We start from the raw sequence: 21,770 nt of genomic DNA, 5'->3' as shown, positions 1-21,770 counted from the left end.
CTTATTCCCCCACCATCTCTGTATTTGCCGCGCCCGGCGGCACCATCGGATACACTTTTTCTTCTGCATCAATGCGCACATGGATCAACGCCGGTCCAGGACGACGAATGATAGCCTGCAACGCCGCCTGCGGATCGGCTTCGTTATTCAAATCACAGGTGTCCAGACCAAACCCGGCGGCAATCTGCATAAAGTTGATGCTTCCCGGATAGGTCGCCGCAAAAACGCCCTGTTTATAGAACAGACTCTGTTGCTGATGTACCAGTCCCAGCGCGTCGTTATTCATCAGGATGATTTTCACATCCAACTGGTTTTCACTGGCGGTAGCCATCTCCTGAATATTCATCATCAAACTACCGTCGCCGGAAAAACACAGCACCTTGTTGCCCGGATTCGCCAGCGCCGCGCCAATCGCCGCGGGCAGACCAAACCCCATGGTGCCCAGCCCGCCGGAAGTCAGCCACTGACGCGGACGGTTGAGCGGATAAGCCTGCGCGGTCCACATCTGATGCTGACCTACGTCAGTGGTAATAATCGCGTTGTCGTCCACACAGGCGGCGACCGCGTTAATCAGCCCATAGTGACTAAGCGGGTTATTTTCCTGGGGAATACTGCAAGGGAATTCTTGCTGCAAGTCCGCCACCAACTGATGCCATGCTTCCCGCGGCTGTGCCTCGATATGGGGAATTAACTGTGCCAGTACATCATCGACATCCGCCTGAATAGCCACATGCGGCTGCTTAATTTTGCCTAACTCGGCGCGATCGATATCCACATGGATGATTTTGGCGTTCGGACAAAACTGCTCCGTTTTGCCAATCGCCCGGTCATCAAAACGCGCGCCCAGGACAATCAGTAAATCGGCCTCTTGCAGAATAAAATTGGTACTGCGCGCGCCGTGCATCCCCAGCATTCCTAACGACAGCGGATGCGCCTTAGGCAGCATTCCCAGCGCCATTAAGGTCATTGTCGTCGGCAGTTGCGCTTTTTCCGCCAGTTCGCGCACGCGTGTCGGCGCATTGATCACGCCGCCGCCCAGATACAGCACAGGACGCTTCGCCGCGTTAATCATTGCGGCGGCCTCGCGGATACTCTCCGCGCTAAACTCCGGCGGGGGTGATTTTTCCGCCGGCGACGGCAACGCATCCAGCTCAATTGTCGCCGTCTGCACATCTTTAGGAACGTCTATCCACACCGGGCCGGGACGTCCCGACTGCGCCAGACGAAAAGCATCGCTCATCACCTGAGGCAGCTCGTTGATATTTCTGACCAGATAGTTGTGCTTGGTGATGGGGATAGAGATACCGTAGGTATCCACTTCCTGAAACGCGTCAGTACCGATCATGGACGCCGGAACCTGCCCGGTAATACAGATTAACGGAATAGAATCCAGGCGCGCATCGGCAATGGCCGTGACCAGATTGGTCGCGCCCGGCCCGCTACAGGCCATACAAACAGCAGGTTTACCCTCCGTCCGCGCCATCCCCTGCGCAATAAACCCCGCGCCTTGTTCATGGCGCGCCAGAATATGACGGATTTGCGTGCTTTGGCTTAACGCGTCGTAAACGGGGAGGATCGAACCGCCGGGAATGCCGGTGACGATACGAATCCCCTGGCGCTCCAGAAAATGAACAATAAATTCCGCGCCCGTAAAGCGCTGAGGTGTAGATGTTGTGCCCGAACTTGCCATGCTCCATTCCTTTTATTCTGAGCCGACGTTACGGGAAGGTGTCTTAAACAAAAAACCCCGCCCGGTTTGCGCCGGCGGGGTTTTGGAATCGTGTGTGCTCCGGACCCTACGGCGCATTGCCGACGACCACCACCACACGCACGACGACCACTGCGCGAGATGGCGCAGTTGTTAGTAGGGTCGCGTTCAGCATGGAAGGGTTCATTAGGGGCCTTGTCTGTTTGTTATTAACACGTTTTATACAAGCACAGCGCTTTCAGCATGACAACGGAAAAATTTTCATCTGCACAAAAATGCGTCATCGATCACATTTTTCTACGAATTTACACGCTTTGAGTATAGGCGTAATAAGCGTAGCGCCCTCCGGTAATCGCCGGGATTGATGATTACGCGTTTCACAATGCCGGAAAACAAAAAACCTCGCCGAAGCGAGGTTCTTACAGCGTAATGCGGGTGGTAGCCGCGAAGCACACTGTGTTATGTCAACAGCAGAAGTATACGCGTTCTGTGCAGAACGCGCAATTTCGGCGCGAATTTTGATGAATTTGAGTATGGATCAGAAGCTCCGTTCTGTCTATAAATTACTGTTCATTTATACAGTACTTAACTATAATGTCTTTGACACAATGTGTTATGCGGGGGCCGCATCGTAAACCGGCGCAACGAAGTCCTGGCTGAAACGGGTGGTGCCGTCAGCGCCTTAACCCCCTCGTGAGCACACTGTGTTATGTCAACACGCACACTATTCCTCGCAAAAGGGATCGCGTGCGCAACAGCTGGCAACAGGCAGCGGAAAGGTACGTCGGCTGGCAGTGCTCCTTAACCACAGGAGACGCGTATGAGCGTAGTGGATATCACCATTCTTATCCTGAAACTCATTGTTGCAGCACTGCAACTGCTTGATGCTGTTCTGAAATACCTTAAGTAATTCAGATTCAAGCCGCACCGAAGGGGAGCGGGCAACCGCTCCCCTTTCACCTTATCCGCTGGTCTTTCGCTTCCCGGGTATGTTACGTTTTTATGACACCCTCAACGACGCCTGACGCTATGACCCTTTCCGTTTTCTGCATTTTGCTGTTCGCCGCGCTGCTACATGCCAGCTGGAACGCCATTGTCAAAGCGGGAAACGATAAGCTCTACGCCGCGATCGGCGTCAGCGGTTCCGCGGCGGTCATGGCATTGATCCTTTTGCCCTTCTCGCCGCAGCCAGCTCACGCCAGTATCCCTTTTTTAGCGGCCTCTACCGCGCTCCAGGTGGTGTATACCGTCCTGGTGGCGAAAACCTATCAGGTCTCGGACATGAGCCAGACCTATCCTCTTATGCGCGGCACCGCGCCGCTGCTGGTGGCACTCATTAGCGTTCTGTTTCTTGGCGACAGCCTGTCGTCGATGGCCTGGGTCGGCATCGCAGTGATCTGCATGGCGATACTTGGGATGGCCTGTAATGGCCGCGCCAGCTCTCAACGTGGTGTCGTGCTGGCATTAACTAACGCCTGTTTTATTGCCGGATATACGCTGGTGGACGGGACCGGCGTAAGACTCTCAGAAACGGCGCTGGGCTATACGCTATGGTCATTTTTTCTCAACGGCGCCTGCCTGTTAACCTGGGCGATGATTGCGCGGCGGCGGGAAGCGTCGCGTTATCTGGCGCAACAGTGGAAAAAAGGCATTTTTGGCGGGATTGGCACTATGGGATCTTATGGGCTGGCGCTATGGGCCATGACCCAGGCGCCGCTGGCGGTGGTCGCCGCGCTGCGTGAGACGTCGATTTTATTCGGCGCGCTGATAGCCTGGCTGTTGCTTAAAGAGAAAGTGGCCGGGCTACGTCTGGTGGCGGCAGGCGGGATTGCCCTCGGGGCGATTTTACTCCGTCTGTCATGATTGCCCAATAACAGCCACAGACGTAACACATTCTCGGCAACATTTGTTGCCGCTTTTGTTTACATATCCTGCCGTTCCTTCGTCTGCCATTGCTGGTTGCTGTCTGGCCTTCTTTTTCTGGTGTGATAGATTCCTCTCGCATTTATGGGAATGCGCAGCAAGTTATTCTTATTTTTTCTTTTTTTGAAAAGTAATCAGCGAAATGAAAAGGCAGAGAAACGTCAATTTGTTGTTGATGTTGGTGTTACTGGTGGCCGTAGGGCAGATGGCGCAAACCATTTATATTCCCGCCATCGCCGATATGGTACAAGCGCTAAACGTCCGGGAAGGCGCCGTCCAGAGCGTAATGGCTGCTTACCTCCTGACCTACGGCGTCTCGCAACTGTTTTACGGCCCGCTTTCCGACCGGGTTGGGCGCCGCCCCGTAATCCTCGTCGGCATGTCTATTTTTATGGTAGCGACCCTGTTCGCCATGACCACGCATAGTTTGACGGTGTTGATTGCCGCCAGCGCCATGCAAGGGATGGGAACCGGCGTTGGCGGAGTAATGGCGAGAACGCTCCCGCGCGATCTGTATGAAGGAACGCAACTTCGTCACGCCAATAGCCTGTTAAATATGGGGATTCTGGTCAGCCCGCTGTTAGCGCCGCTGATTGGCGGTCTGCTGGACACCCTGTGGAACTGGCGCGCGTGTTACGCTTTCCTGCTGGTGCTTTGCGCTGGCGTCACCTTCAGCATGGCGCGCTGGATGCCGGAAACCCGCCCCGCCGCCGCGCCGCGTACGCGGCTGATCGCCAGCTATAAAACGCTGTTTGGCAACGGCGCATTTAACTGTTACCTGCTGATGCTAATCGGCGGGCTGGCTGGCATTGCGGTCTTTGAAGCCTGTTCCGGCGTGCTGATGGGAGCAGTATTAGGTCTCAGCAGTATGGTGGTAAGCATTCTGTTTATTCTGCCGATTCCGGCGGCGTTCTTCGGCGCCTGGTTTGCCGGACGCCCGAATAAACGCTTCTCAGCCCTGATGTGGCAGTCAGTTATCTGCTGTCTGCTGGCAGGCCTTATGATGTGGATTCCCGGCTGGTTTGGCGTGATGAACGTCTGGACGCTACTCATCCCCGCTGCGCTGTTTTTCTTCGGCGCCGGGATGTTATTTCCACTGGCCACCAGCGGCGCGATGGAGCCGTTTCCGTTCCTCGCAGGCACCGCTGGCGCGCTGGTCGGCGGGCTGCAAAATATTGGTTCCGGCGTACTGGCGTGGCTTTCGGCAATGTTGCCGCAAAACGGTCAGGGCAGTCTGGGACTGTTGATGACCCTTATGGGATTGCTGATCCTGGCGTGCTGGCTGCCGCTGGCGTCACGGATATCGCATCAGGGACAGACGGTTTAACGTTCCCCTCGCCCGGCTTTTTGCCGGGCGTTTCACATTCCGGCGCGATCATCGCATTGAGCAGGGGCTCCTGCGCCGGACGCCACGCTCCTTCTTCGCCGTCATAAAACTGAGTATCCGCGTTTATCGCATACGGGATATGCGCTTTTTTCAGCTCGCAGGCCATAAAACGGGCAAACGCAAACTGTGAAGCGACCGGCGTCATTTTTATCGACTCTCCCGGCGCCCATCCGCCCACCCAACTTGCATGGCCGGTCTTATGCTGCCAGCGAACCGTGGCATTAATCCGTGCCCGAATCGCCGCTTTTTCCGCCGCCGTGCCTGATGTCCACGGATATTTACCGCCGCTTTTCAGGGGGCCCCACGGGAAGATGTGCCACTCCGCCAGTACATAGTTCTGGCTTTGCGCCGGCAGTTTAAGCGCCGACAAATCCTCCGGCGCGGCGCGCATGCGGGGGGCAACGAAAATCATACGCTGTGGATCAATGGCGTGAATCAGGCGGATGGTTTTGTCATATACGCGATTCAGCGACGCCATATTATGATTAAGTTTGTCGGCAGGCTCATAAATGAGATCGAACCCCAGAAGCGGGGATGTCTGGCTAAAATAGCGCGCGACCACGCTCCACCAGTTGATCAGCTCCTTTTCATGGCTGGCGCTGGGATCGGTTTTATACGCATCCGCCTGATAGGCAATAATGGGTATGACGCATAGTATTCGCAGGCTTCTACCAGCTTACGCAAATGGATGAGGCGCGCTTCCGTCGGCGCGCCTGCCACACGAATACGGACATGCGTTAACCCTTTTGCCTTAAAATCCCGCACGACCAACGGATCAAACTCACGAATACCCCGTTCCGTTCGCGCCCAGTCAACATCCATCCCAACGCCAAGCTGCTGCGCATAGCGCGCCGCCGTCAAAGGCATCGGTTTCGCATAGACGACCGCGCTGGTCAGCATGAGAGAGGCAATAAGCGGTTTAAACACGACGCCCCCTAAAATTTTTACCACGGTGATAGCAGGTATTTAGCATATTCACTCCCGGCAGGTGTAGCGACAAAGCGTAATAAATCTTCACACCTGTTCCTGCAACCAGCGAATAAATGCCTCGATTTTCGGCCACTGCCTGCCAGGCAGAGTGGTGACATAATAATGCTGATGACATTTCAGCCTCATGTCACCAAAAGGCGCAATCAGTTCGCCGCTGTCGAGACGCTTTTGCACCAGCCGTTTACGCCCCATCGCCACGCCAATGTGGTTCATCGCGGCAATCACCGCTAAATCAGAACGATCGAAGCCAATGCCGGATGAATCCGGCAAATTTACCGCAAAATGCTGCGCCCAACTGTGCCACTCATCGGTGCCAGAATCGTTACTCCACGCCTGTCTGTCGTGTAAGAGCGTACAGTGCCGCAGGTTATTCAGGTTGTCCTGCAAGGCGAAACGACGGGCGTAATCCGGGCTGCAAACGGGCAAAATCGCCTCATCCATTAAAAAATGGTGCGTGAGCTGCGCCGACGGCGCATCGTCAAAATAGATAGCCAGGTCAATGCCGGCACGCTGTAGGTTAACGTTATCGTTGCCGGTCAGCATAGTAAGAGAAATTGACGGATAGCGACGGGTAAAGTCCCCCAGCGCGGGCACCAGCCAGCACTGGGCGATAGAGGGACGGGAATACACGGTCAGCGTGCCGGACAGTTCCTGATTTTTGATATCGAGGATTTCCTGATTCAACGTATCCAGCGACGATTTCAGCGCCCAGAATACCCGTTTGCCTTCATGGGTAAGCTCCACTTTACGGTGAGAGCGGACAAATAGCTGGATTCCCAACTCGGCTTCCAGTTGATTGATACGATGGCTTACCGCACTGGGGCTTAACGACAGCTCATCTGCCGCCAGAGCAAAGGACTGGTGTCTGGCCGCGACTTCAAAAGTATAGAGTTTGGATAACTGCCAGCCGTTGAGTAAGCGGTTTCGGGTATCGCGAAGGGGTTCCATGGCAACCTCAGTCATCTTTTAATTTCCCGAAGTGTAAAAAAACACGCTGAAAAAATCCGCACATAGATGAAGCAAAATGAACCATATCGCAAAATAAAGGCAATATTAGATGGAAATCACATAGTTGATTCAATTTACATCATGTGAATGGCAAATTATATCGTTTGTCAGGGTGTGCTGTTTTTCTGTCCAATAAGAACAGATTAATCACAGGGTAGGTGAGATATGCACGCTCAAATCTGGGTAGTGAGCACGCTGCTGATCAGCATCGTGTTAATCGTATTGACCATCGTGAAGTTTAAATTCCACCCCTTCCTGGCGTTACTGCTCGCCAGTTTCTTTGTCGGCGCGATGATGGGCATGGGGCCGCTGGAGATGGTCACGGCGATAGAAAACGGAATAGGCGGTACGCTCGGTTTTCTGGCCGCCGTTATCGGTCTTGGCACCATCCTTGGCAAAATGATGGAGGTTTCCGGCGCGGCGGAACGCATCGGGCTTACGCTCCAGCGCTGCCGCTGGCTCTCTGCTGACGTGATCATGGTACTGGTGGGGCTGATTTGCGGTATCACGTTGTTCGTGGAAGTGGGCGTCGTGTTGCTCATCCCACTGGCGTTTTCTATCGCTAAAAAGACCCATACCTCGCTGCTGAAGCTGGCCATTCCGCTGTGTACCGCGCTGATGGCCGTCCATTGCGTGGTACCGCCGCATCCGGCTGCGCTGTTTGTCGCAAATAAACTGGGGGCGGATATCGGCTCGGTGATTGTCTACGGTCTGCTGGTCGGACTGATGGCCTCATTGGTCGGCGGCCCGCTGTTCTTAAAGTTTCTGGGTAATCGTCTGCCGTTCAAGCCCGTACCGACAGAGTTTGCGGATCTTGAAGTGCGCGCCGAAAACACCCTGCCGTCGCTGGGCGCAACGCTGTTTACCGTTCTGCTGCCGATTGGCCTGATGCTGGTGAAAACCGTCGCTGAACTGAATATGGCGAAAGACGGCACGTTGTATACGCTGCTGGAGTTTATCGGTAATCCGATCACCGCAATGTTTATCGCTGTCTTTGTGGCGTATTACATACTCGGTCTGCGCCAGCATATGGGTATGAACGCGCTACTTACCCACACCGAAAACGGCTTTGGCGCCATTGCGAACATCCTGCTGATTATCGGCGCGGGCGGCGCGTTCAACGCCATTCTCAAAAGTAGCGGGCTGGCGGACACGCTGGCGGTGATCCTCTCAAATATGCATATGCACCCGATTCTGCTGGCGTGGCTGGTAGCGCTGATTCTGCACGCGGCGGTCGGCTCTGCGACGGTGGCGATGATGGGCGCCACCGCGATTGTTGCGCCAATGCTGCCGCTCTATCCTGACGTCAGCCCGGAGATCATCGCTATTGCCATCGGTTCCGGCGCCATTGGCTGCACGATCGTGACCGATTCCCTGTTCTGGCTGGTCAAGCAGTATTGCGGCGCTACGCTGAATGAAACGTTTAAATACTATACGACGGCCACGTTTATCGCATCTGTCGTTGCACTGGCTGGCACATTCCTGCTTTCCTTTATCATCTGATCGTAAAGAGACGTACTATGGAAAACATACAAAAGCTCATCGCCCGGTATCCTTTGGTCGAGGATCTGGTCGCCCTCAAAGAAACCACCTGGTTTAACCCGGGCGCCACCTCTCTTGCACAAGGTCTACCGTATGTCGGCCTGACGGAGCAGGACGTAAACGCCGCCCATGACCGTCTGGCGCGCTTTGCGCCGTATCTGGCGAAAGCGTTTCCGCAAACCGCTGCCGCTGGCGGCATGATCGAATCTGACGTGGTCGCTATTCCGGCCATGCAAAAGCGGCTGGAAAAAGAGTATGGGCAAACGATCGACGGTGAAATGCTGTTAAAAAAAGACAGTCACCTGGCAATCTCTGGTTCCATTAAAGCGCGCGGCGGCATCTACGAGGTGCTAACGCACGCGGAAAAACTGGCGCTGGAGGCGGGTCTGTTAACCACCGACGATGACTATAGCGTGTTGCTTTCGCCGGAATTTAAACAATTCTTCAGCCAGTACAGTATCGCCGTCGGTTCAACCGGCAATCTGGGGCTATCGATCGGTATCATGAGCGCCTGCATCGGTTTTAAAGTGACGGTACATATGTCTGCCGACGCCCGCGCCTGGAAAAAAGCGAAGCTGCGTAGCCACGGCGTGACGGTCGTGGAATACGAAGATGATTACGGCGTGGCGGTTGAGCAGGGCCGTAAAGCAGCGCAATCCGATCCAAACTGTTTCTTTATCGATGATGAAAACTCTCGCACGCTATTTCTGGGCTATGCGGTAGCGGGTCAGCGTCTGAAAGCGCAATTCGCTCAACAGGGACGCGTCGTTGACGCCAGTCACCCACTGTTTGTTTATCTGCCGTGCGGCGTTGGCGGCGGCCCTGGCGGCGTCGCCTTTGGCCTGAAACTGGCGTTTGGCGACAACGTCCACTGTTTCTTTGCCGAACCGACCCATTCACCCTGCATGTTACTCGGCGTTTATACCGGTCTGCACGATGCCATCTCAGTACAAGATATCGGTATTGATAACCTGACGGCGGCTGACGGCCTGGCGGTAGGTCGCGCTTCGGGCTTTGTTGGGCGGGCAATGGAGCGTCTGCTTGACGGCCTTTATACCTTAGACGATCAAACAATGTATGACATGCTGGGCTGGCTGGCGCAGGAGGAAGGAATTCGACTGGAGCCATCAGCTCTGGCGGGGATGGCCGGACCACAGCGCATTTGCGCCGCCGCCGCGTATCAGCAAAGGCATGGATTCAGTCAGACGCAGCTCGGCAACGCGACGCATCTGGTATGGGCAACCGGGGGCGGCATGGTGCCGGAAGATGAAATGGAACAATACCTGGCAAAAGGACGCTAATACTCACTCAGTGCCGGAAAGACGGCAGCGCCATCCGGCACGCCATCGCCTGATGGCGCTACGCTTATCAGGCCTGTGACGTTAACGCAGCATCGCCATCAACTCCTCCGGCGAGCGATGCTGCTTCAGTAAATCCCGCATCACCCGCATATGCGGCGAGGAGTAGTTAAAAAAGGTCTGGTAGCCCTCGCAAAGCTGATTTTTCCCCTGGCTATCCCGATGCTCAGGGCATCCGCCGCCGCAAAATCGTAATAAAGAGCACTTCTGACATTCAGCGCTTAGCGGCACCTTGTCCGGCGCTTCAGCGCCATTCCTGCCGCCGCACCACTGCTGTAGCGTCTCATCAAAAAGGCGGACCGAGATACGCTGAATATCTTCACGTACCCAAATATCAAATACGCTATTTAAAAACCGCCCCCAGTCTGCTGAACACAATGAATCCTCGGTCAACATTCCGTTCCGGTCATGTTCCAACAATGGGATAAAATGGACATTGCGAATGCCGAGCCGTTGTAAGTTACGGTACAGTTGCTGAGGGCGCTGGCTATTCTGGCGATTTACGACGACCTGAATCTGGTCATCACTCACGACAATGTCCTGACGTCCTGTCATATAAAATTCCCGATAAATGCAATAAGTTGGCGAATATGGGTAACAGCAAACAGGATTGCGAGCGACAACACCGCGAGGGAGATCAAAAATTTGTCACGCATGACATGAGTTTCGGAAAAATCGCTATGCGCGACATCCATCAAATTACGACTCAGGGTATAACGCCAAAGAATCACCGCCACTATCGCCAGAACGCTGATTGACACCCAGAACAAGAACCCCGCCTGATGCCAGTGGTGCCTGACGGCTAACGCCATTAACGCCCCGTATCCCAGCAGCGTGCGAAACCAGGCCAGCGACGTACGCTCCGGTTGCAGTCCCGGATCGTTCTGCCGACGGGCTTTACGACTATCCGGCATACAGTACCAGCCCCATCACTATCACCGCGACAATCATCAAAATAACGCTGATGATCAACAGGCTATGGGTATAGGGCAAATCCTCTTTCAGGCGCATCGCTTTTTCATTACGTAACCAGCGTAGATAGCCATAAATCGCCAAGCCGCCCGCAAACAGACACAACAATAGCGCCAGCAGTTCACGGATCACCGGCGTGGCAAAATCCGGGGCGAGCTGATCAAGACCGACGCCTGCCGCCAGAAATCCCAGCGAGGTGCGAATCCACGCCAGAAAGGTGCGCTCATTTGCCAGTGAGAAGCGATAATCCGGCGCTTCTCCGAGGCGGGAAATCTTCATGACGACTCCTTTTACGTTCTTATGTATTCCCGTTCGTTTTCAGAATACCACTCACGTTGTTGCTGATATGCTTCACATTATCCCGCAGCAAGGGAATCTTATTGCAAAATAACTGTAGTTCACTGGTGACGCGTTTCGGCGCAACCGCGCTCATTCCCGCTATTTTTCATTTCAGTTGCGACCTTTTTCAACGCCACCGCCAGGAAAGGCATTATTGCCGAATTAAAAGCTGAAAAACCACCCGTCGCGACGAAAAAAAAGCGATGAAGATTGATAACTAACTGAAAAAAATTGGAATTATGCTCGTTGCCATTACGCTGATTAGCGCGTTCATTGAGGAAGAAGATAAGAAGAAGAGCAGAAGTGTGGCCGGTGCGGCGCGCGTTATCCAGCCTGGATTTAACACAGTGCATAGGCCGGATAAGCAACGCGCCATCAGGCGCTAACCCATTCCCCAAAAAATCACCGCCAGCAGTTGTGGCGTGATAATACGCAGGAACATCACTAACGGATAGACGGTCGCGTAAGAGAGCGCCGCCGCGCCGCTGGTGGCATGAAGATTGTTGGCAAATGCCAGCGCTGGCGGATCGGTCATCGAACCGGCCAGCATCCCGCACAGCGTCAGGTAGTTCATTTTGGCAAAAATTCGCGCCAGCAAACCGACGGTAATCAGCGGAATAGCGGTGATGAAAATACCGTAGCCAATCCAGCTTAATCCTTCGCCCTGTGTCAGCGTATCGACAAAATCGCCGCCGGATTTCAGCCCAACGACCGCCAGAAACAAAACGATGCCTAATTCACGCAGCGCGAGGTTGGCGCTCGGCGGCATAAACCAGTACAGCTTACCGATGCTGCCGATACGCCCCAAAATTAGCGCCATGATCAGCGGCCCGCCAGCCAGCCCCAGTTTTAACGCGACCGGGAATCCCGGCACAAACAACGGGATTGACCCAAGCAGAACCCCTAATCCGATGCCGATAAACACCGGCAGCATCTGCACCTGCTGGAGTTTTTGCTGCGCGTTGCCGACCACATTGGCTACCGCATCAATCGAGGCTGGACGCCCCACCAGATTGAGAATGTCGCCAAACTGCAGGCTAGCGTCACTACTGGCGACCAGCTCAACGCCCGCGCGGTTAAGGCGGGAGATAACCACGTCATAACGCTCTTTAAAGTGCAAATCGCGGATACGTTTGCCGAGCACTTTTTCGTTGGTGACGACCACACGCTCGACGCGTAAATCCGTGCCACGCGTCGACAACGAGGTGTCCACTTCCTTACCGATCACCAGTTGCGCGTTATGCAGGTCGGTAGGTTGGCCGACGAGGTGCAGCAGGTCGCCTGCCTGGATAATCGTCCCCGGCGACGGCACCATCAGCGTGTCATCGCGTTTCAGGCGTGAGCAAATGATTTTATCGCTGTTCAGGATCGGCACATCCTGGATAGCCATATTATTGAGGTTCGGATTCTCGACACGGATATTCATTGTCTGAATTAATGAATGGCCGTTAGCGAGAGAGGATTCGTGCTTCTGCGCCTCCGCCTCGACGTTAACGCGAAAAATCAGCCGCATCAGCCACATGGTGAGCAAAATACCGCAGATGCCAAACGGATACGCCATCGCATAGCTCATCCCCATCTGATCTACCAGATCCACTGGCGTTCCCAGATCGCGCAGGATTTGCTGACCCGCCCCTAACGCAGGCGTATTGGTGACTGCGCCGGAGAAAATCCCCAGCACCACTGGCAGCGGAATAGCGAAAATTTTATGCAGAATCGCGGTGACCAACCCGCCCATAATCACAATCAGAACAGCAAACAGATTGAGACGCAGCCCGGAAACGCGCAGCGAGGCGAAAAACCCCGGCCCCACCTGTATGCCGATGGTATAAACAAAAAGGATCAGGCCGAATTCCTGGATAAAGTGCAGCATATCGCCGCTCAGCGTCACCCCAGCCTGATCGACGAAGTGGCCGACGATAATACCGCCGAACAGAACGCCGCCAATACCAAAGCCGACACCGCGCACTTTAATGTTGCCGATCCATAAACCGACAACCGCCACCAACGCCAGAACGCTGACCGTCAATGCGATATCACTCATCTTTTCTTCCCTGTGAGTAACATTTCAATTTATAGGGATTATGACTGAACCGTTAAGGCATATATACAGCATGGCGCACATTCTCATGTTACAAAACCGCCCAGACGTCCTGACTTCGGCAGCGTCTTACCCTTTTTCGTGGCACAAAAAAGCCCCGCCATCTCTGGCGGGGCAAGGCAAGGAGCTCATTAGCTATTTAATGCGGAGCGTTCGTTAATGGCGATACGCTGCGGCGCAATGGTTTCCGGCTCGTTACGGGTTAAATCAATATGCAGCAGGCCGTTGGTAAACGTCGCGCCGGAAACTTCCATATTCTCAGCCAGCGTAAAGCTCAGGCTAAAAGGCTGCATGACCAGGCCCTGATGTAACCATTTGGGCTCGTTTTCCGGCTGTTCCGGCGTACCTTTTACCGTCAGGCGCGTGCCTTCCAGTTGAATATCCAGATCTTCCTGACGGAAACCGGCTAACGCTAAGGTAATGCGATAATGGTTATCGTCGCTTTTTTCGATGTTATAGGGCGGGAAGCTCTGGCTTTCGCCGCTGTTTTGCAGCGCATTGGCCAGCTTGTCAAAACCGATCCATTGACGCAGCAGTGGGGATAAATCGTAGTTACGCATAATCATTTCTCCTTCTAAGAAGCGAGTTTTTACCTTCACACTTTACGTGCGAACATGCTCCCTGACGGCGAGCATGGGATGACAGGCCGCGCAACGCGACCCGACGGAATCAGTTAATTTCGATACGGCGCGGTTTGTTCGCTTCCGGAATCACGCGCTCCAGTTCGATATACAGCAGCCCGTTGACCAGGTTTGCGCCGCGAACGTGAATGTTCTCCGCTAACTGGAACTTACGTTCAAAGTTACGCTCGGCAATGCCCTGATACAGGTAAGTACGTTCTTTCTGCTCGTCCGCATGAGCGCCTTTTACCACCAGTAAATTATCCTGGGCAGTAATCTCCAGTTCGCTTTCCGCGAAACCGGCAACGGCAATGGCGATGCGGTAGTGGTTTTCGTCTACCAGCTCAACGTTGTACGGAGGGTAGCCGCCATTACTTTGGCTTTGGTTATTTTCAAGCAGGTTAAACAGACGGTCAAAACCAATGGCAGAACGGTACAGCGGGGATAAATCAAAGTTACGCATAATCATAAACTCCTGAAATCAGCGAGAATGTCAGACCTTCCATCATGGACAGGCCAGGATTGCCAGAACACCCATCAGGCGTGCCCTTCTGTTCACTACGTCTTATAAATGGGTCTGAATACGTACTTTTCAAGTATTTTAATCCGACTTTTTTTTGCAGTTTATTGGCTATTGCATAGACTGGTTGGGACAGCACTGATTGTTAAAGTGCGATTACCGCCACAGTGCCACGTACTGGTGATGTTATTTTTAGCAACGGATCGCTATAACTCATCATGCAAATAACGACAACCAACAGATGAATGAGTGATGATAAAAAACGTGTGGTTAACGCTGATAATATGGAATGGGATGCTTTTATTAGGCGGTTGTTCAAGCGTCATGTCGCACACCGGCGGTAAAGAGGGTACTTATCCTGGCACGCGCGCCAGCGCTACGATGATCGGTAACGATGAGACAAACTGGGGCACCAAATCGTTGGCCATCCTGGATATGCCGTTTACCGCCGTGATGGATACGATCCTTCTGCCGTGGGGCATCTTCCGCAAAGACAGTTCGGTAATATCGCGCGTCGAGAAAAGCGAGGAGGAGACGAAAATGACCAATGCCGTCATCCCCCCGGCGAAGATGCCTCCTCCCTGATTTATCGCCCGGTTTCCGTCACCCATAGCTGACGGAACCCTTTCACCTCTTCCATCCATGCGACGTGTCGCCCATCCGGTGAAAAAACGACGGCGTCCGCAGACGGCGGGTTGTCGTGCCTGGCGGTTAAGAAGTCGATCTTCCCACTTTGTGCGTCGCAGCAGGCAATCCGATTTTCCAGCACCAGTCCCAGCCATTTACCCGACGGATGCCAGTTAAACGCTGACTGTACGCCGGTCGCATGATGCGTTAACTGCCGGGGCTCGCCTCCCTGCGGCGATATCAGCCACAGTTGCGCTACGCCGTTATCGTCCCGCATCAAAAAGGCGATCGCCGTCGCCTGCGGATTACTGCGAACCCAGTGGCGTGGTTCGTTAGTGAGTCCTGGATAAACACGCTGGTGAGTAAAGGTAAGACGCCGCTGAACTACGCCCAACGGCGGCGATGGCATCGTTGATTCGGTTCCCGTCAGCGGCGTGTCGCCTGCCTGTTTCCAGCCGTTTTCATGACACGGTAAATCGACAATAAACAGCTCCGGGACTTTTTTGCCCGTCAGCGACAGCGTATCGCCAATAAAGGCGATCAGGCGGTTGCCCACCCAGCCCTCTTCATAGGCGCGGTTAATGTCATCGCTGCCAGGTCTCGGCGCAGGCGTCGTGCGGCTAACCAGTACGCACCAGTAGCTACCGCTGTATTCGCGCGGATGCTGAACCGGCACCGTTACCGGCCCATACGGCGCGGCCACGCCGACATTACGCAGATCCAGCGCCGGATCGCGCTCATGCAGAACGTGGTCATTATAGGTAAAACTCACCAGCTCGCCGTTCGGGCTAAACACATGGACGTGACTGCCGCCGCGCAGCGCGCCGGGAGTATACGGCGCAGTAATATCCATCGCATCGAGGTTAGTCACACCCTCCGACGTTGCAATAACGCCCCGGCGGTGGTGAAAATCGTAATGCCACGTCTCATCAGGGTTTTCAGGGCCATGAATAAACACATAGTGGTTGTCGGCAGGATGCACCGTCACCACGCCGACATGCGCGCCCTGCACGGCGCGATAAATCACCTCCACGTCGCCGGTATGCACATTGACACGCTCAATAGTCTTGCCCGTAAATGACGCGCCTGAAGGCCGCACATCAAAGACCAGCCACTGGCTGTCAGGTGTCCAGGTATTGGTGTTGGTAAGCTGGTGATGGCGCGGCGTAAAGGTGATTTGTTTCATGGGATGTCCTGATAAGAGACGATGCTCGTCATCATACTGCACACGGGCTTCACTTTCAGGCTTTAGCGTATCGTTGGGATAGCCAGGCCCGATGGCGCCGCGCCACCGGGCCGTCAGGGTCTTATTTCTCCTGCGCCAGCCGGATACTGCGCTCTATCACCGCCCGCCGGGCGTCACCCGCCGGCAGCAGTTTCAGCATCATCTCCCAGGCCGCCACCGCCTCGCCAAAACGCTGCTGCTCAAAGGCGCTGAACGCATACAGGCTTAACACCCGGATATCCGTGTGGTCACTTCTCACCAGCTGACGCAGCAGCTCCCCGCCGCGGCGGTTATCCTCCGGGTCGGACGAGCGCGTCAGCGCCTCCGCGTAGCCCAGCGCCGCATCGCTGTTTTTCGGGTCCAGGCGGTAGGCGTTCGCATAGGCCCCGGTGGCGGTACCGGCATTACCCAGTACCATACCGGTGCGCCCCAGCATGAGCCAGCCCTCAACATTGCCGGCATCATTCTGCAGGCGGGTGCGCAGCCCCAGCGCCAGCCGCGCCATCTCCTCTTCATTCAGCGGCTGCGCCGCCGGGTCCAGCGCCCGCGCCAGCAGCCCGGGCGTCTGCGCCGTTGCCTGCTGCCAGGCCCTGACCTGCTGATAGCTGCCGGTCAGGGCGTAGCTGCCGGCGCAGGCGCACCCGCCGGCGCGTGCGGGCAACGATTATCCACCCGCCCGCCACGATGGCGGCCAGCGGCAGCACCCACAGCAGCACCGTCAGCGGGGTCAGCGGCGGGTCGTAGGTGACGAAGTTGCCGTAGCGCGCCACCATGTAATCGATGATTTCCTGGCGGCTCTTCCCCTCCTGCATCAGGTCATACACCCTGCGGCGCATGTCGGTGGCTATCATCGCGTTCGAGTCCGCAATGCTGTTGTTCTGGCATTTCGGGCAGCGCAGCTGCTCCGTGAGCTGGCGGAACTGCTGCTCCTGCGCTTCATCTTTAAACGGCATCACGTCGCTGTCCGATAAACTCAGCGCATACGGGTTGCCCAGTTCCTTTAACCAGGCCACCGCCTTCGCCCGGTCGTCCTTATAGTTCAGCCCGACCACCCGGATACCCTGCGCAGAAAGCTGGTTCAGGTACTGATGCTCGGCGCGGCAGGTCGGGCACCAGGTGGCCCAGACGTTAAGCAGCACCGGTTTCCCCTGCGTCAGCACCTCCGCCTCATAGTACTGACCCGGCGTCTCCAGCGATTCCAGGCGGAACGCCGGCACCGGCTTCCCGGTCAGCGCCGATTCGAGATTCGTCGGGTCATCCCCCTGCGCGTTGCGCGTCAGCTGCCACAGCAGCGCCGCGGCAATCAGCAGAAAAATCAGTAACGGTAATAACAGTACGTTGCGTTTCATCCGGCCTCCGGCAATGGTTTACGGCGGCGGTAGCGCGGGTCCACCAGGCACAGCAGCCCGCCCAGCGCCATCAGCAGCCCCCCGGCCCATATCCAGCGGACAAACGGTTTGTAGTACAGGCGCACAGCCCACGCGCCGTTGTCCAGCTCCTCCCCGAGCGCGGCGTACAGATCGCGGGTCAGCCCGCCGTCAATCGCCGCCTCGGTCATCACCATCCGGCTGGTGTTGTAGAGCCGTTTCTCCGCGTGCAGCACCGCCTCCGGCTCGCCGTGGCGCGTCACCCCGATGAGGGCCACCCCGCCGCGGTAGTTGGGCCCGGTGATGTCCCGCACCTCCCGGAAGGTGAAGCGGTAGTCGTGAATGGTCACGCTGTCGCCCGCCCGCATCCGCACGTCACGCTCCACGCTGTAATTCTGGCTGAAGGCGATGCCGGTAATCGTCACCGCCAGCCCGAGGTGCGCCGCCACCATTCCCCAGTAGCTGAGAGAGGTTTTCGTGCCGCGGGACACGCGCTGTACGGCTTCGGCCACCGCCAGCACCGCAATCCAGCAGGCCATCGCCATCCCCACCGCCGTCATGGCGATGATTTTATCTTCCAGCAGCCACGGCAAAAGTACCGACAGCACCAGGGTAGTGACAACGGCAGCCCACAGCAGTTTCCTGATGTTACGTGGCCGGTCCCGGCCCCAGCGCACCAGCGGCCCCACCCCCAGCAGCAGGGCAAAGGGGACCATCAGCCAGGTGAACATGGTGTTAAAGAACGGCTCCCCCACCGAAATGCTGCCCAGCCCCAGCTGTTTGTGCACCAGCGGCAGCAGGGTACCCAGCAGCACCACCAGCATGGCGGCCATCAGCAGGACGTTGTTGCCGAGCAGCAGCGAGCCGCCGGTGACCAGCACCATAAAGGCGAGGATAAACATTCCGCGCGCCGGGTCGGAGGCGAAGGCGTGCACCGACACCAGCACCCCGGAGCGCACCAGGAAGGTGCCCAGCAGGCACAGCGAGAAGGCGCAGATGGACAGCAGCAGCGTCCACGCCTTAAAGCCGGCGCGCTGTTCGGTGACCGCCAGCGAGTGCAGCAGGGCGGTGCCCGCCAGCCACGGCATAAAGGAGGCGTTCTCCACCGGGTCCCAGAACCACCAGCCGCCCCAGCCCAGCTCGTAGTAGGCCCACGCCGAGCCGAGCACGATGCCCAGCGTCAGGAACACCCACGCCGCCAGCGTCCACGGGCGGGCAAAACGGGTGAACGCGCTGTCCAGACGCCCGCTCAGCAGCGCGGCGATGGCGAAGGCGAAGGCCACCGAGAAGCCGACATAGCCCATGTACAGCAGCGGCGGGTGGAAAATCAGCCCCGGGTCCTGCAGCAGCGGGTTCAGGTCGCGCCCCTCCACCGGAAAGGCCGGCAGCGTGCGGACGAACGGGCCGGAGGTGAACAGGATGAACGCCAGAAAACCGGCGCAGACCATCCCCATCACCGCCAGCACCCGGGCGACGATATCCGCCGGCACCGGCCGGCTGAACACCGCCACCGCCAGGGTCCAGCCGCTCATCAGCAGCACCCACAGCAGCAGCGAGCCCTCGTGCGCCCCCCAGGTGGCGGCCACCCGGTACCACACCGGCAGCTGCGTGTTCGAGTTGCCGGCGACATAGGCCACGGTGAAGTCGTTAACCACAAAGGCGTGCACCAGCACGAAAAACGCGCCCGCCACGCAGATGAACAGCAGCCAGGCGAACACCCCGGCCGACGCCATCATCCGCGCGTCACCGCGCGCCACGCCCCACAGCGGGTAAACGGACAGCAGCAGCGCCACGCCGAGCGCCAGGCACAGCAGCGCGTGGCCGTATTCAGGCATCATGATGAGGTGTCCTTATCAGCGCGTTGCGGGCGGCGGTGGTTTTCCTGCATCGCCTTTTCCACTTCCGGCGGTGTGTAGTTCTCGTCATGCTTGGCCAGCACCTCCTGCGCCAGGACGTGGCTGCCCTTCTCCAGGGTGCCCTGCACCACCACCCCCTGTCCCTCGCGGAACAGGTCCGGCAGTATCCCCTCATAGCTCACCGTCACCGACCCTTCGGCGTCGTAGAGGCTGAAGTTCACCTTCAGCGAGTCCGGGTCGCGCCTGACGCTGCCGGGCATCACCATCCCGCCGACGCGCAGGCGCTGGCCCACCGCCGGCAGCTGCTGCGTCTCGCGCTTGCCGTAGAGGATTTCGCCGGGGGTATAGAACAGGTCGATATTCGCGCGCAGCGCGTACAGGACCAGGGCGGTGGTCAGCGCCAGCAGCACCAGCGGCGCCACGGTCATCGCCACCGCCAGCCAGACAAAAAAGGCGTACCCGCCCATGGCGAAAAAATCGCTCCACGATGAAAATGCCGGACTCACCGGTGCCCCCTTTTCAGTATCAGTTCGCTCACCCACGGGCGGCGTTTTTCCATCAGTAAAATCAGGTTGCGCATCCGCATCAGCGCCAGCGTCATAAAGAGCAGCAGGAAGCCGGCGATGGCCCAGCGCAGCGGCGAGCGCATCGCCGGGTCGATACTCTGCTGCATCCGCGTCGAGCCCTGGTGCAGGGTGTTCCACCACTCGACGGAATAGTGGATAACCGGCAGGTTCACCACGCCGACCAGCACCAGAATGCCCGCCGCGCGCCCGGCCATTTTACGGTCGTCAAAGGCGTGCCACAGGGCGATGACCCCGGCGTAGAGAAACAGCAGCACCAGCTCCGAGGTCAGGCGCGCGTCCCACACCCACCAGGTGCCCCACATCGGTTTGCCCCACGCCGCGCCGGTGACCAGCGCGATGAAGGTGTACACCGCCCCCACCGGCGCCATCGCCGCGACGGCAAGGCTGGCCATTTTCATCTGCCAGACCAGCCCGGTGAACGCCGCCACCGCCATCGCCGCATAGATACCCATCGACCAGATGGCCGCCGGGACATGCAGGTACATAATGCGGTAGCTCTCCCCCTGCTGGTAGTCCGCCGGGGCGAAACCAAAGCCCCGGACCCAGCCGGTGGCCAGCGCGATGATGCCGGCTGCCGCCAGCCACGGCACGAGCCTGCCGCAAATCTGATACAGCCGGGGCGGCGCCGCCAGCTGATGAAGGGTTTTCCACATCGTTGTCACCTGACCTCCTGAAACCAGTAAAATGTCCGTCGCGCCGGGGCGCTACTGCACGCTGAGGCGCAGCGCCGCCGCGGTGGCGAACGGGCTTAACGTCGCGCTGCCCGCCAGCAGCGCCCCCAGCACCGCCAGATAGCCGTCAACGGGTAAATGCATCGATGCCGCGTCCATCGCCGCGGTGGCGAAAATCAGCACCGGGACACTCAGCGGCAGCACCAGAATGCCCAGCAGGACGCCGCCGCGCCGCAGGCCGGCCGTCAGCGCGACGCCCGGCGCGGCGAGAAACCCCAGCGCCGGCGTGCCGAGCAGCAGCGTCAGCGCCATGATTTTCCAGCCGTACACGTCCATCCCCAGCAGCAGCGCCACCAGCGGGGAGAGCATCATCAGCGGCAGGCCGGTCACCGCCCAGTGGGCCAGCACCTTCGCCAGCACCACCGCCGGCAGCGGCACCGGCAGCAGCATCAGCTGCTCCAGGCTGCCGTCCTGCAGGTCGTCGCGAAACAGCCGCTCCAGCGCCAGCAGCGAGGCCAGCAGCGCCGCCACCTGGATGATGCCCGGCGCGATACGCGCCAGCAGCTGCGGCTGCGGCCCGACGCTTAACGGAAACAGGGTGATGACCATCAGGAAGAACCACAGCGGGCCGGCGATGTCCGCGCCGTGGCGGAACGCCACGCGCAGCTCGAGACAGAAGACACGCCACATCACAGCCCGGCCCCCCCGCCGGTCAGCGCCAGGCGGCGGACGGTGTCCGCGGCCCCCGGCAGCGGCTGGTGGGTGGTGAGAATGACCATCCCGCCCTGCCAGTACACCTCCCCGCCGTCCGGGCGCGCCAGCCCGGTCAGCAGGCGCAGCAGGGTGGTTTTTCCGGCGCCGTTGCCGCCGGTGACCTGCACCCACTCCCCGGCTTCCACGGTGAACGACAGCCCGCGAAACAGCGTCCTCTCGTCCCGCTCGCAGTACAGATCTCTGGCTTCAAGCATC

Annotated in this window: 22 protein-coding genes, 4 pseudogenes and 1 other annotated feature; of the genes and pseudogenes, 7 read left to right on the top strand and 19 right to left on the bottom strand. The window is 57.5% G+C overall.

Annotation, left to right across the window (positions count from 1 at the left end):
• Position 1 precedes the first annotated feature (1 nt).
• Positions 2–1,690, bottom strand: a complete 1,689-nt coding sequence (ilvB, locus tag ACQ29O_RS00220; RefSeq protein ID WP_000168439.1) for an acetolactate synthase large subunit — start codon at positions 1,688–1,690, stop codon at positions 2–4.
• Positions 1,691–1,796: 106 nt separating this feature from the next.
• Positions 1,797–1,895: an ilvB operon leader peptide IvbL gene (gene ivbL, locus ACQ29O_RS00215; protein ID WP_001541152.1), complete on the bottom strand. Its 99-nt coding sequence runs from the start codon at positions 1,893–1,895 to the stop codon at positions 1,797–1,799.
• A gap of 522 nt (positions 1,896–2,417) precedes the next feature.
• Here ivbL and ACQ29O_RS00210 point away from each other — a divergent pair.
• The 4 genes and pseudogenes from ACQ29O_RS00210 to emrD all read left to right on the top strand — a co-directional run bounded on the left by ACQ29O_RS00210 (position 2,418) and on the right by emrD (position 4,958).
• A pseudogene (locus ACQ29O_RS00210) lies at positions 2,418–2,532 on the top strand (hypothetical protein).
• Positions 2,529–2,618 (top strand): type I toxin-antitoxin system toxin TisB, encoded by a 90-nt coding sequence (gene tisB / locus ACQ29O_RS00205; RefSeq protein ID WP_000117642.1) that lies wholly within the window; start codon positions 2,529–2,531, stop codon positions 2,616–2,618. Before ACQ29O_RS00210 ends, tisB begins: the two are co-directional and overlap by 4 nt.
• A 92-nt stretch (positions 2,619–2,710) precedes the next feature.
• Positions 2,711–3,571: a DMT family transporter gene (locus ACQ29O_RS00200; protein ID WP_001531658.1), complete on the top strand. Its 861-nt coding sequence runs from the start codon at positions 2,711–2,713 to the stop codon at positions 3,569–3,571.
• A gap of 202 nt (positions 3,572–3,773) precedes the next feature.
• Positions 3,774–4,958 carry a multidrug efflux MFS transporter EmrD gene (gene emrD / locus ACQ29O_RS00195; RefSeq protein ID WP_000828750.1) on the top strand — a complete coding sequence of 395 codons (1,185 nt, stop codon included), beginning with the start codon at positions 3,774–3,776 and terminating at the stop codon, positions 4,956–4,958.
• Here emrD and ACQ29O_RS00190 read toward each other — a convergent pair.
• Positions 4,885–5,969, bottom strand: a pseudogene (locus ACQ29O_RS00190) (cellulase family glycosylhydrolase). The gene emrD and the pseudogene ACQ29O_RS00190 overlap by 74 nt on opposite strands.
• Positions 5,970–6,032: 63 nt before the next feature.
• Entirely contained in the window at positions 6,033–6,956 is a 924-nt protein-coding gene (dsdC, locus tag ACQ29O_RS00185) for a DNA-binding transcriptional regulator DsdC (RefSeq protein ID WP_001541637.1), read from the bottom strand.
• 225 nt (positions 6,957–7,181) lie between these two features.
• Here dsdC and dsdX point away from each other — a divergent pair, with 225 nt between their 5' ends.
• Complete coding sequence (dsdX, locus tag ACQ29O_RS00180; RefSeq protein WP_000543316.1) at positions 7,182–8,519, top strand: D-serine transporter DsdX; 1,338 nt, start codon at positions 7,182–7,184, stop codon at positions 8,517–8,519.
• Between the two features lie 17 nt (positions 8,520–8,536).
• Positions 8,537–9,859: a D-serine ammonia-lyase gene (gene dsdA, locus ACQ29O_RS00175; RefSeq protein ID WP_000427986.1), complete on the top strand. Its 1,323-nt coding sequence runs from the start codon at positions 8,537–8,539 to the stop codon at positions 9,857–9,859.
• 81 nt (positions 9,860–9,940) lie between these two features.
• Here dsdA and ACQ29O_RS00170 read toward each other — a convergent pair whose 3' ends face one another.
• The 7 genes from ACQ29O_RS00170 to ibpA form a co-directional block, all read right to left on the bottom strand.
• The gene (locus tag ACQ29O_RS00170; protein ID WP_000147832.1) at positions 9,941–10,471 is read right to left on the bottom strand and encodes a radical SAM protein; all 531 of its coding nucleotides are present in this window, start codon (positions 10,469–10,471) and stop codon (positions 9,941–9,943) included.
• Entirely contained in the window at positions 10,468–10,830 is a 363-nt protein-coding gene (locus ACQ29O_RS00165) for a DUF202 domain-containing protein (RefSeq protein WP_001113452.1), read from the bottom strand. The genes ACQ29O_RS00170 and ACQ29O_RS00165 overlap by 4 nt, the downstream gene beginning before the upstream one ends.
• Positions 10,820–11,167 (bottom strand): YidH family protein, encoded by a 348-nt coding sequence (locus ACQ29O_RS00160; protein ID WP_000703964.1) that lies wholly within the window; start codon positions 11,165–11,167, stop codon positions 10,820–10,822. The genes ACQ29O_RS00165 and ACQ29O_RS00160 overlap by 11 nt, the downstream gene beginning before the upstream one ends.
• 119 nt (positions 11,168–11,286) lie before the next feature.
• Positions 11,287–11,625 (bottom strand): hypothetical protein, encoded by a 339-nt coding sequence (locus ACQ29O_RS00155; RefSeq protein ID WP_000526410.1) that lies wholly within the window; start codon positions 11,623–11,625, stop codon positions 11,287–11,289.
• A complete protein-coding gene (locus ACQ29O_RS00150) occupies positions 11,610–13,271 on the bottom strand; it encodes a putative transporter (protein WP_001279787.1) in 1,662 nt (553 codons plus the stop codon). Before ACQ29O_RS00150 ends, ACQ29O_RS00155 begins: the two co-directional genes overlap by 16 nt.
• A gap of 188 nt (positions 13,272–13,459) precedes the next feature.
• Positions 13,460–13,888, bottom strand: a complete 429-nt coding sequence (ibpB, locus tag ACQ29O_RS00145) for a small heat shock chaperone IbpB (RefSeq protein ID WP_001246919.1) — start codon at positions 13,886–13,888, stop codon at positions 13,460–13,462.
• 109 nt (positions 13,889–13,997) lie between these two features.
• Complete coding sequence (ibpA, locus tag ACQ29O_RS00140; RefSeq protein ID WP_001532742.1) at positions 13,998–14,411, bottom strand: small heat shock chaperone IbpA; 414 nt, start codon at positions 14,409–14,411, stop codon at positions 13,998–14,000.
• Positions 14,405–14,478: a sequence feature (ROSE (Repression Of Heat Shock gene Expression) occurs in the 5'-region of heat shock genes and acts as an RNA thermometer to modulate expression.), on the bottom strand. (Overlaps the previous gene by 7 nt.)
• Before the next feature lie 242 nt (positions 14,479–14,720).
• Here ibpA and ACQ29O_RS00135 point away from each other — a divergent pair.
• A complete protein-coding gene (locus tag ACQ29O_RS00135; protein ID WP_024143630.1) occupies positions 14,721–15,053 on the top strand; it encodes a YceK/YidQ family lipoprotein in 333 nt (110 codons plus the stop codon).
• Position 15,054: 1 nt separating this feature from the next.
• On the opposite strand, the gene ACQ29O_RS00130 is transcribed toward ACQ29O_RS00135, so the two are convergent.
• The 8 genes and pseudogenes from ACQ29O_RS00130 to ACQ29O_RS00095 form a co-directional block, all read right to left on the bottom strand.
• Positions 15,055–16,281: a DUF3748 domain-containing protein gene (locus tag ACQ29O_RS00130; protein ID WP_000809952.1), complete on the bottom strand. Its 1,227-nt coding sequence runs from the start codon at positions 16,279–16,281 to the stop codon at positions 15,055–15,057.
• A 121-nt stretch (positions 16,282–16,402) separates the two neighbouring features.
• Positions 16,403–17,297 (bottom strand): annotated as a pseudogene (locus ACQ29O_RS00125) (cytochrome c-type biogenesis protein CcmH).
• Positions 17,271–17,669: pseudogene (locus ACQ29O_RS00120) on the bottom strand (DsbE family thiol:disulfide interchange protein); the annotation flags it as partial. The pseudogenes ACQ29O_RS00125 and ACQ29O_RS00120, both read right to left, overlap by 27 nt.
• On the bottom strand, positions 17,666–19,525 hold the full coding sequence (locus tag ACQ29O_RS00115) for a heme lyase CcmF/NrfE family subunit (protein ID WP_045161901.1): 1,860 nt from the start codon (positions 19,523–19,525) through the stop codon (positions 17,666–17,668). The pseudogene ACQ29O_RS00120 and the gene ACQ29O_RS00115, both read right to left, overlap by 4 nt.
• Positions 19,522–20,010: a cytochrome c maturation protein CcmE gene (ccmE, locus tag ACQ29O_RS00110; protein WP_045162167.1), complete on the bottom strand. Its 489-nt coding sequence runs from the start codon at positions 20,008–20,010 to the stop codon at positions 19,522–19,524. Before ccmE ends, ACQ29O_RS00115 begins: the two co-directional genes overlap by 4 nt.
• Before the next feature lie 35 nt (positions 20,011–20,045).
• On the bottom strand, positions 20,046–20,783 hold the full coding sequence (locus tag ACQ29O_RS00105; protein WP_000266002.1) for a heme ABC transporter permease: 738 nt from the start codon (positions 20,781–20,783) through the stop codon (positions 20,046–20,048).
• A 51-nt stretch (positions 20,784–20,834) separates the two neighbouring features.
• On the bottom strand, positions 20,835–21,494 hold the full coding sequence (gene ccmB, locus ACQ29O_RS00100) for a heme exporter protein CcmB (protein ID WP_000990039.1): 660 nt from the start codon (positions 21,492–21,494) through the stop codon (positions 20,835–20,837).
• Positions 21,491–21,769 (bottom strand): ATP-binding cassette domain-containing protein, encoded by a 279-nt coding sequence (locus ACQ29O_RS00095; protein WP_000888547.1) that lies wholly within the window; start codon positions 21,767–21,769, stop codon positions 21,491–21,493. The genes ccmB and ACQ29O_RS00095 overlap by 4 nt, the downstream gene beginning before the upstream one ends.
• Between the last annotated feature and the right edge of the window lies 1 nt (position 21,770).

The sequence above is a fragment of the Salmonella sp. GDC200615 genome, assembly GCF_050574145.1.
GTDB classification, from domain to species: domain Bacteria; phylum Pseudomonadota; class Gammaproteobacteria; order Enterobacterales; family Enterobacteriaceae; genus Salmonella; species Salmonella enterica.
The sequence above is the reverse complement of the archived record's forward strand: the minus strand, read 5'-3'. Positions and strand labels throughout refer to the sequence as shown.

Coding starts and splice junctions, on each gene's coding strand:
- ilvB (WP_000168439.1), bottom strand. CDS start 1,690: ATGGCAAGTTCGGGCACAACATCTACACCTCAGCGCTTTACGGGCGCG.
- ivbL (WP_001541152.1), bottom strand. CDS start 1,895: ATGAACCCTTCCATGCTGAACGCGACCCTACTAACAACTGCGCCATCT.
- tisB (WP_000117642.1), top strand. CDS start 2,529: ATGAGCGTAGTGGATATCACCATTCTTATCCTGAAACTCATTGTTGCA.
- ACQ29O_RS00200 (WP_001531658.1), top strand. CDS start 2,711: ATGACACCCTCAACGACGCCTGACGCTATGACCCTTTCCGTTTTCTGC.
- emrD (WP_000828750.1), top strand. CDS start 3,774: ATGAAAAGGCAGAGAAACGTCAATTTGTTGTTGATGTTGGTGTTACTG.
- dsdC (WP_001541637.1), bottom strand. CDS start 6,956: ATGGAACCCCTTCGCGATACCCGAAACCGCTTACTCAACGGCTGGCAG.
- dsdX (WP_000543316.1), top strand. CDS start 7,182: ATGCACGCTCAAATCTGGGTAGTGAGCACGCTGCTGATCAGCATCGTG.
- dsdA (WP_000427986.1), top strand. CDS start 8,537: ATGGAAAACATACAAAAGCTCATCGCCCGGTATCCTTTGGTCGAGGAT.
- ACQ29O_RS00170 (WP_000147832.1), bottom strand. CDS start 10,471: ATGACAGGACGTCAGGACATTGTCGTGAGTGATGACCAGATTCAGGTC.
- ACQ29O_RS00165 (WP_001113452.1), bottom strand. CDS start 10,830: ATGCCGGATAGTCGTAAAGCCCGTCGGCAGAACGATCCGGGACTGCAA.
- ACQ29O_RS00160 (WP_000703964.1), bottom strand. CDS start 11,167: ATGAAGATTTCCCGCCTCGGAGAAGCGCCGGATTATCGCTTCTCACTG.
- ACQ29O_RS00150 (WP_001279787.1), bottom strand. CDS start 13,271: ATGAGTGATATCGCATTGACGGTCAGCGTTCTGGCGTTGGTGGCGGTT.
- ibpB (WP_001246919.1), bottom strand. CDS start 13,888: ATGCGTAACTACGATTTATCCCCACTGCTGCGTCAATGGATCGGTTTT.
- ibpA (WP_001532742.1), bottom strand. CDS start 14,411: ATGCGTAACTTTGATTTATCCCCGCTGTACCGTTCTGCCATTGGTTTT.
- ACQ29O_RS00135 (WP_024143630.1), top strand. CDS start 14,721: ATGATAAAAAACGTGTGGTTAACGCTGATAATATGGAATGGGATGCTT.
- ACQ29O_RS00130 (WP_000809952.1), bottom strand. CDS start 16,281: ATGAAACAAATCACCTTTACGCCGCGCCATCACCAGCTTACCAACACC.
- ACQ29O_RS00115 (WP_045161901.1), bottom strand. CDS start 19,525: ATGATGCCTGAATACGGCCACGCGCTGCTGTGCCTGGCGCTCGGCGTG.
- ccmE (WP_045162167.1), bottom strand. CDS start 20,010: ATGGGCGGGTACGCCTTTTTTGTCTGGCTGGCGGTGGCGATGACCGTG.
- ACQ29O_RS00105 (WP_000266002.1), bottom strand. CDS start 20,783: ATGTGGAAAACCCTTCATCAGCTGGCGGCGCCGCCCCGGCTGTATCAG.
- ACQ29O_RS00095 (WP_000888547.1), bottom strand. CDS start 21,769: ATGCTTGAAGCCAGAGATCTGTACTGCGAGCGGGACGAGAGGACGCTG.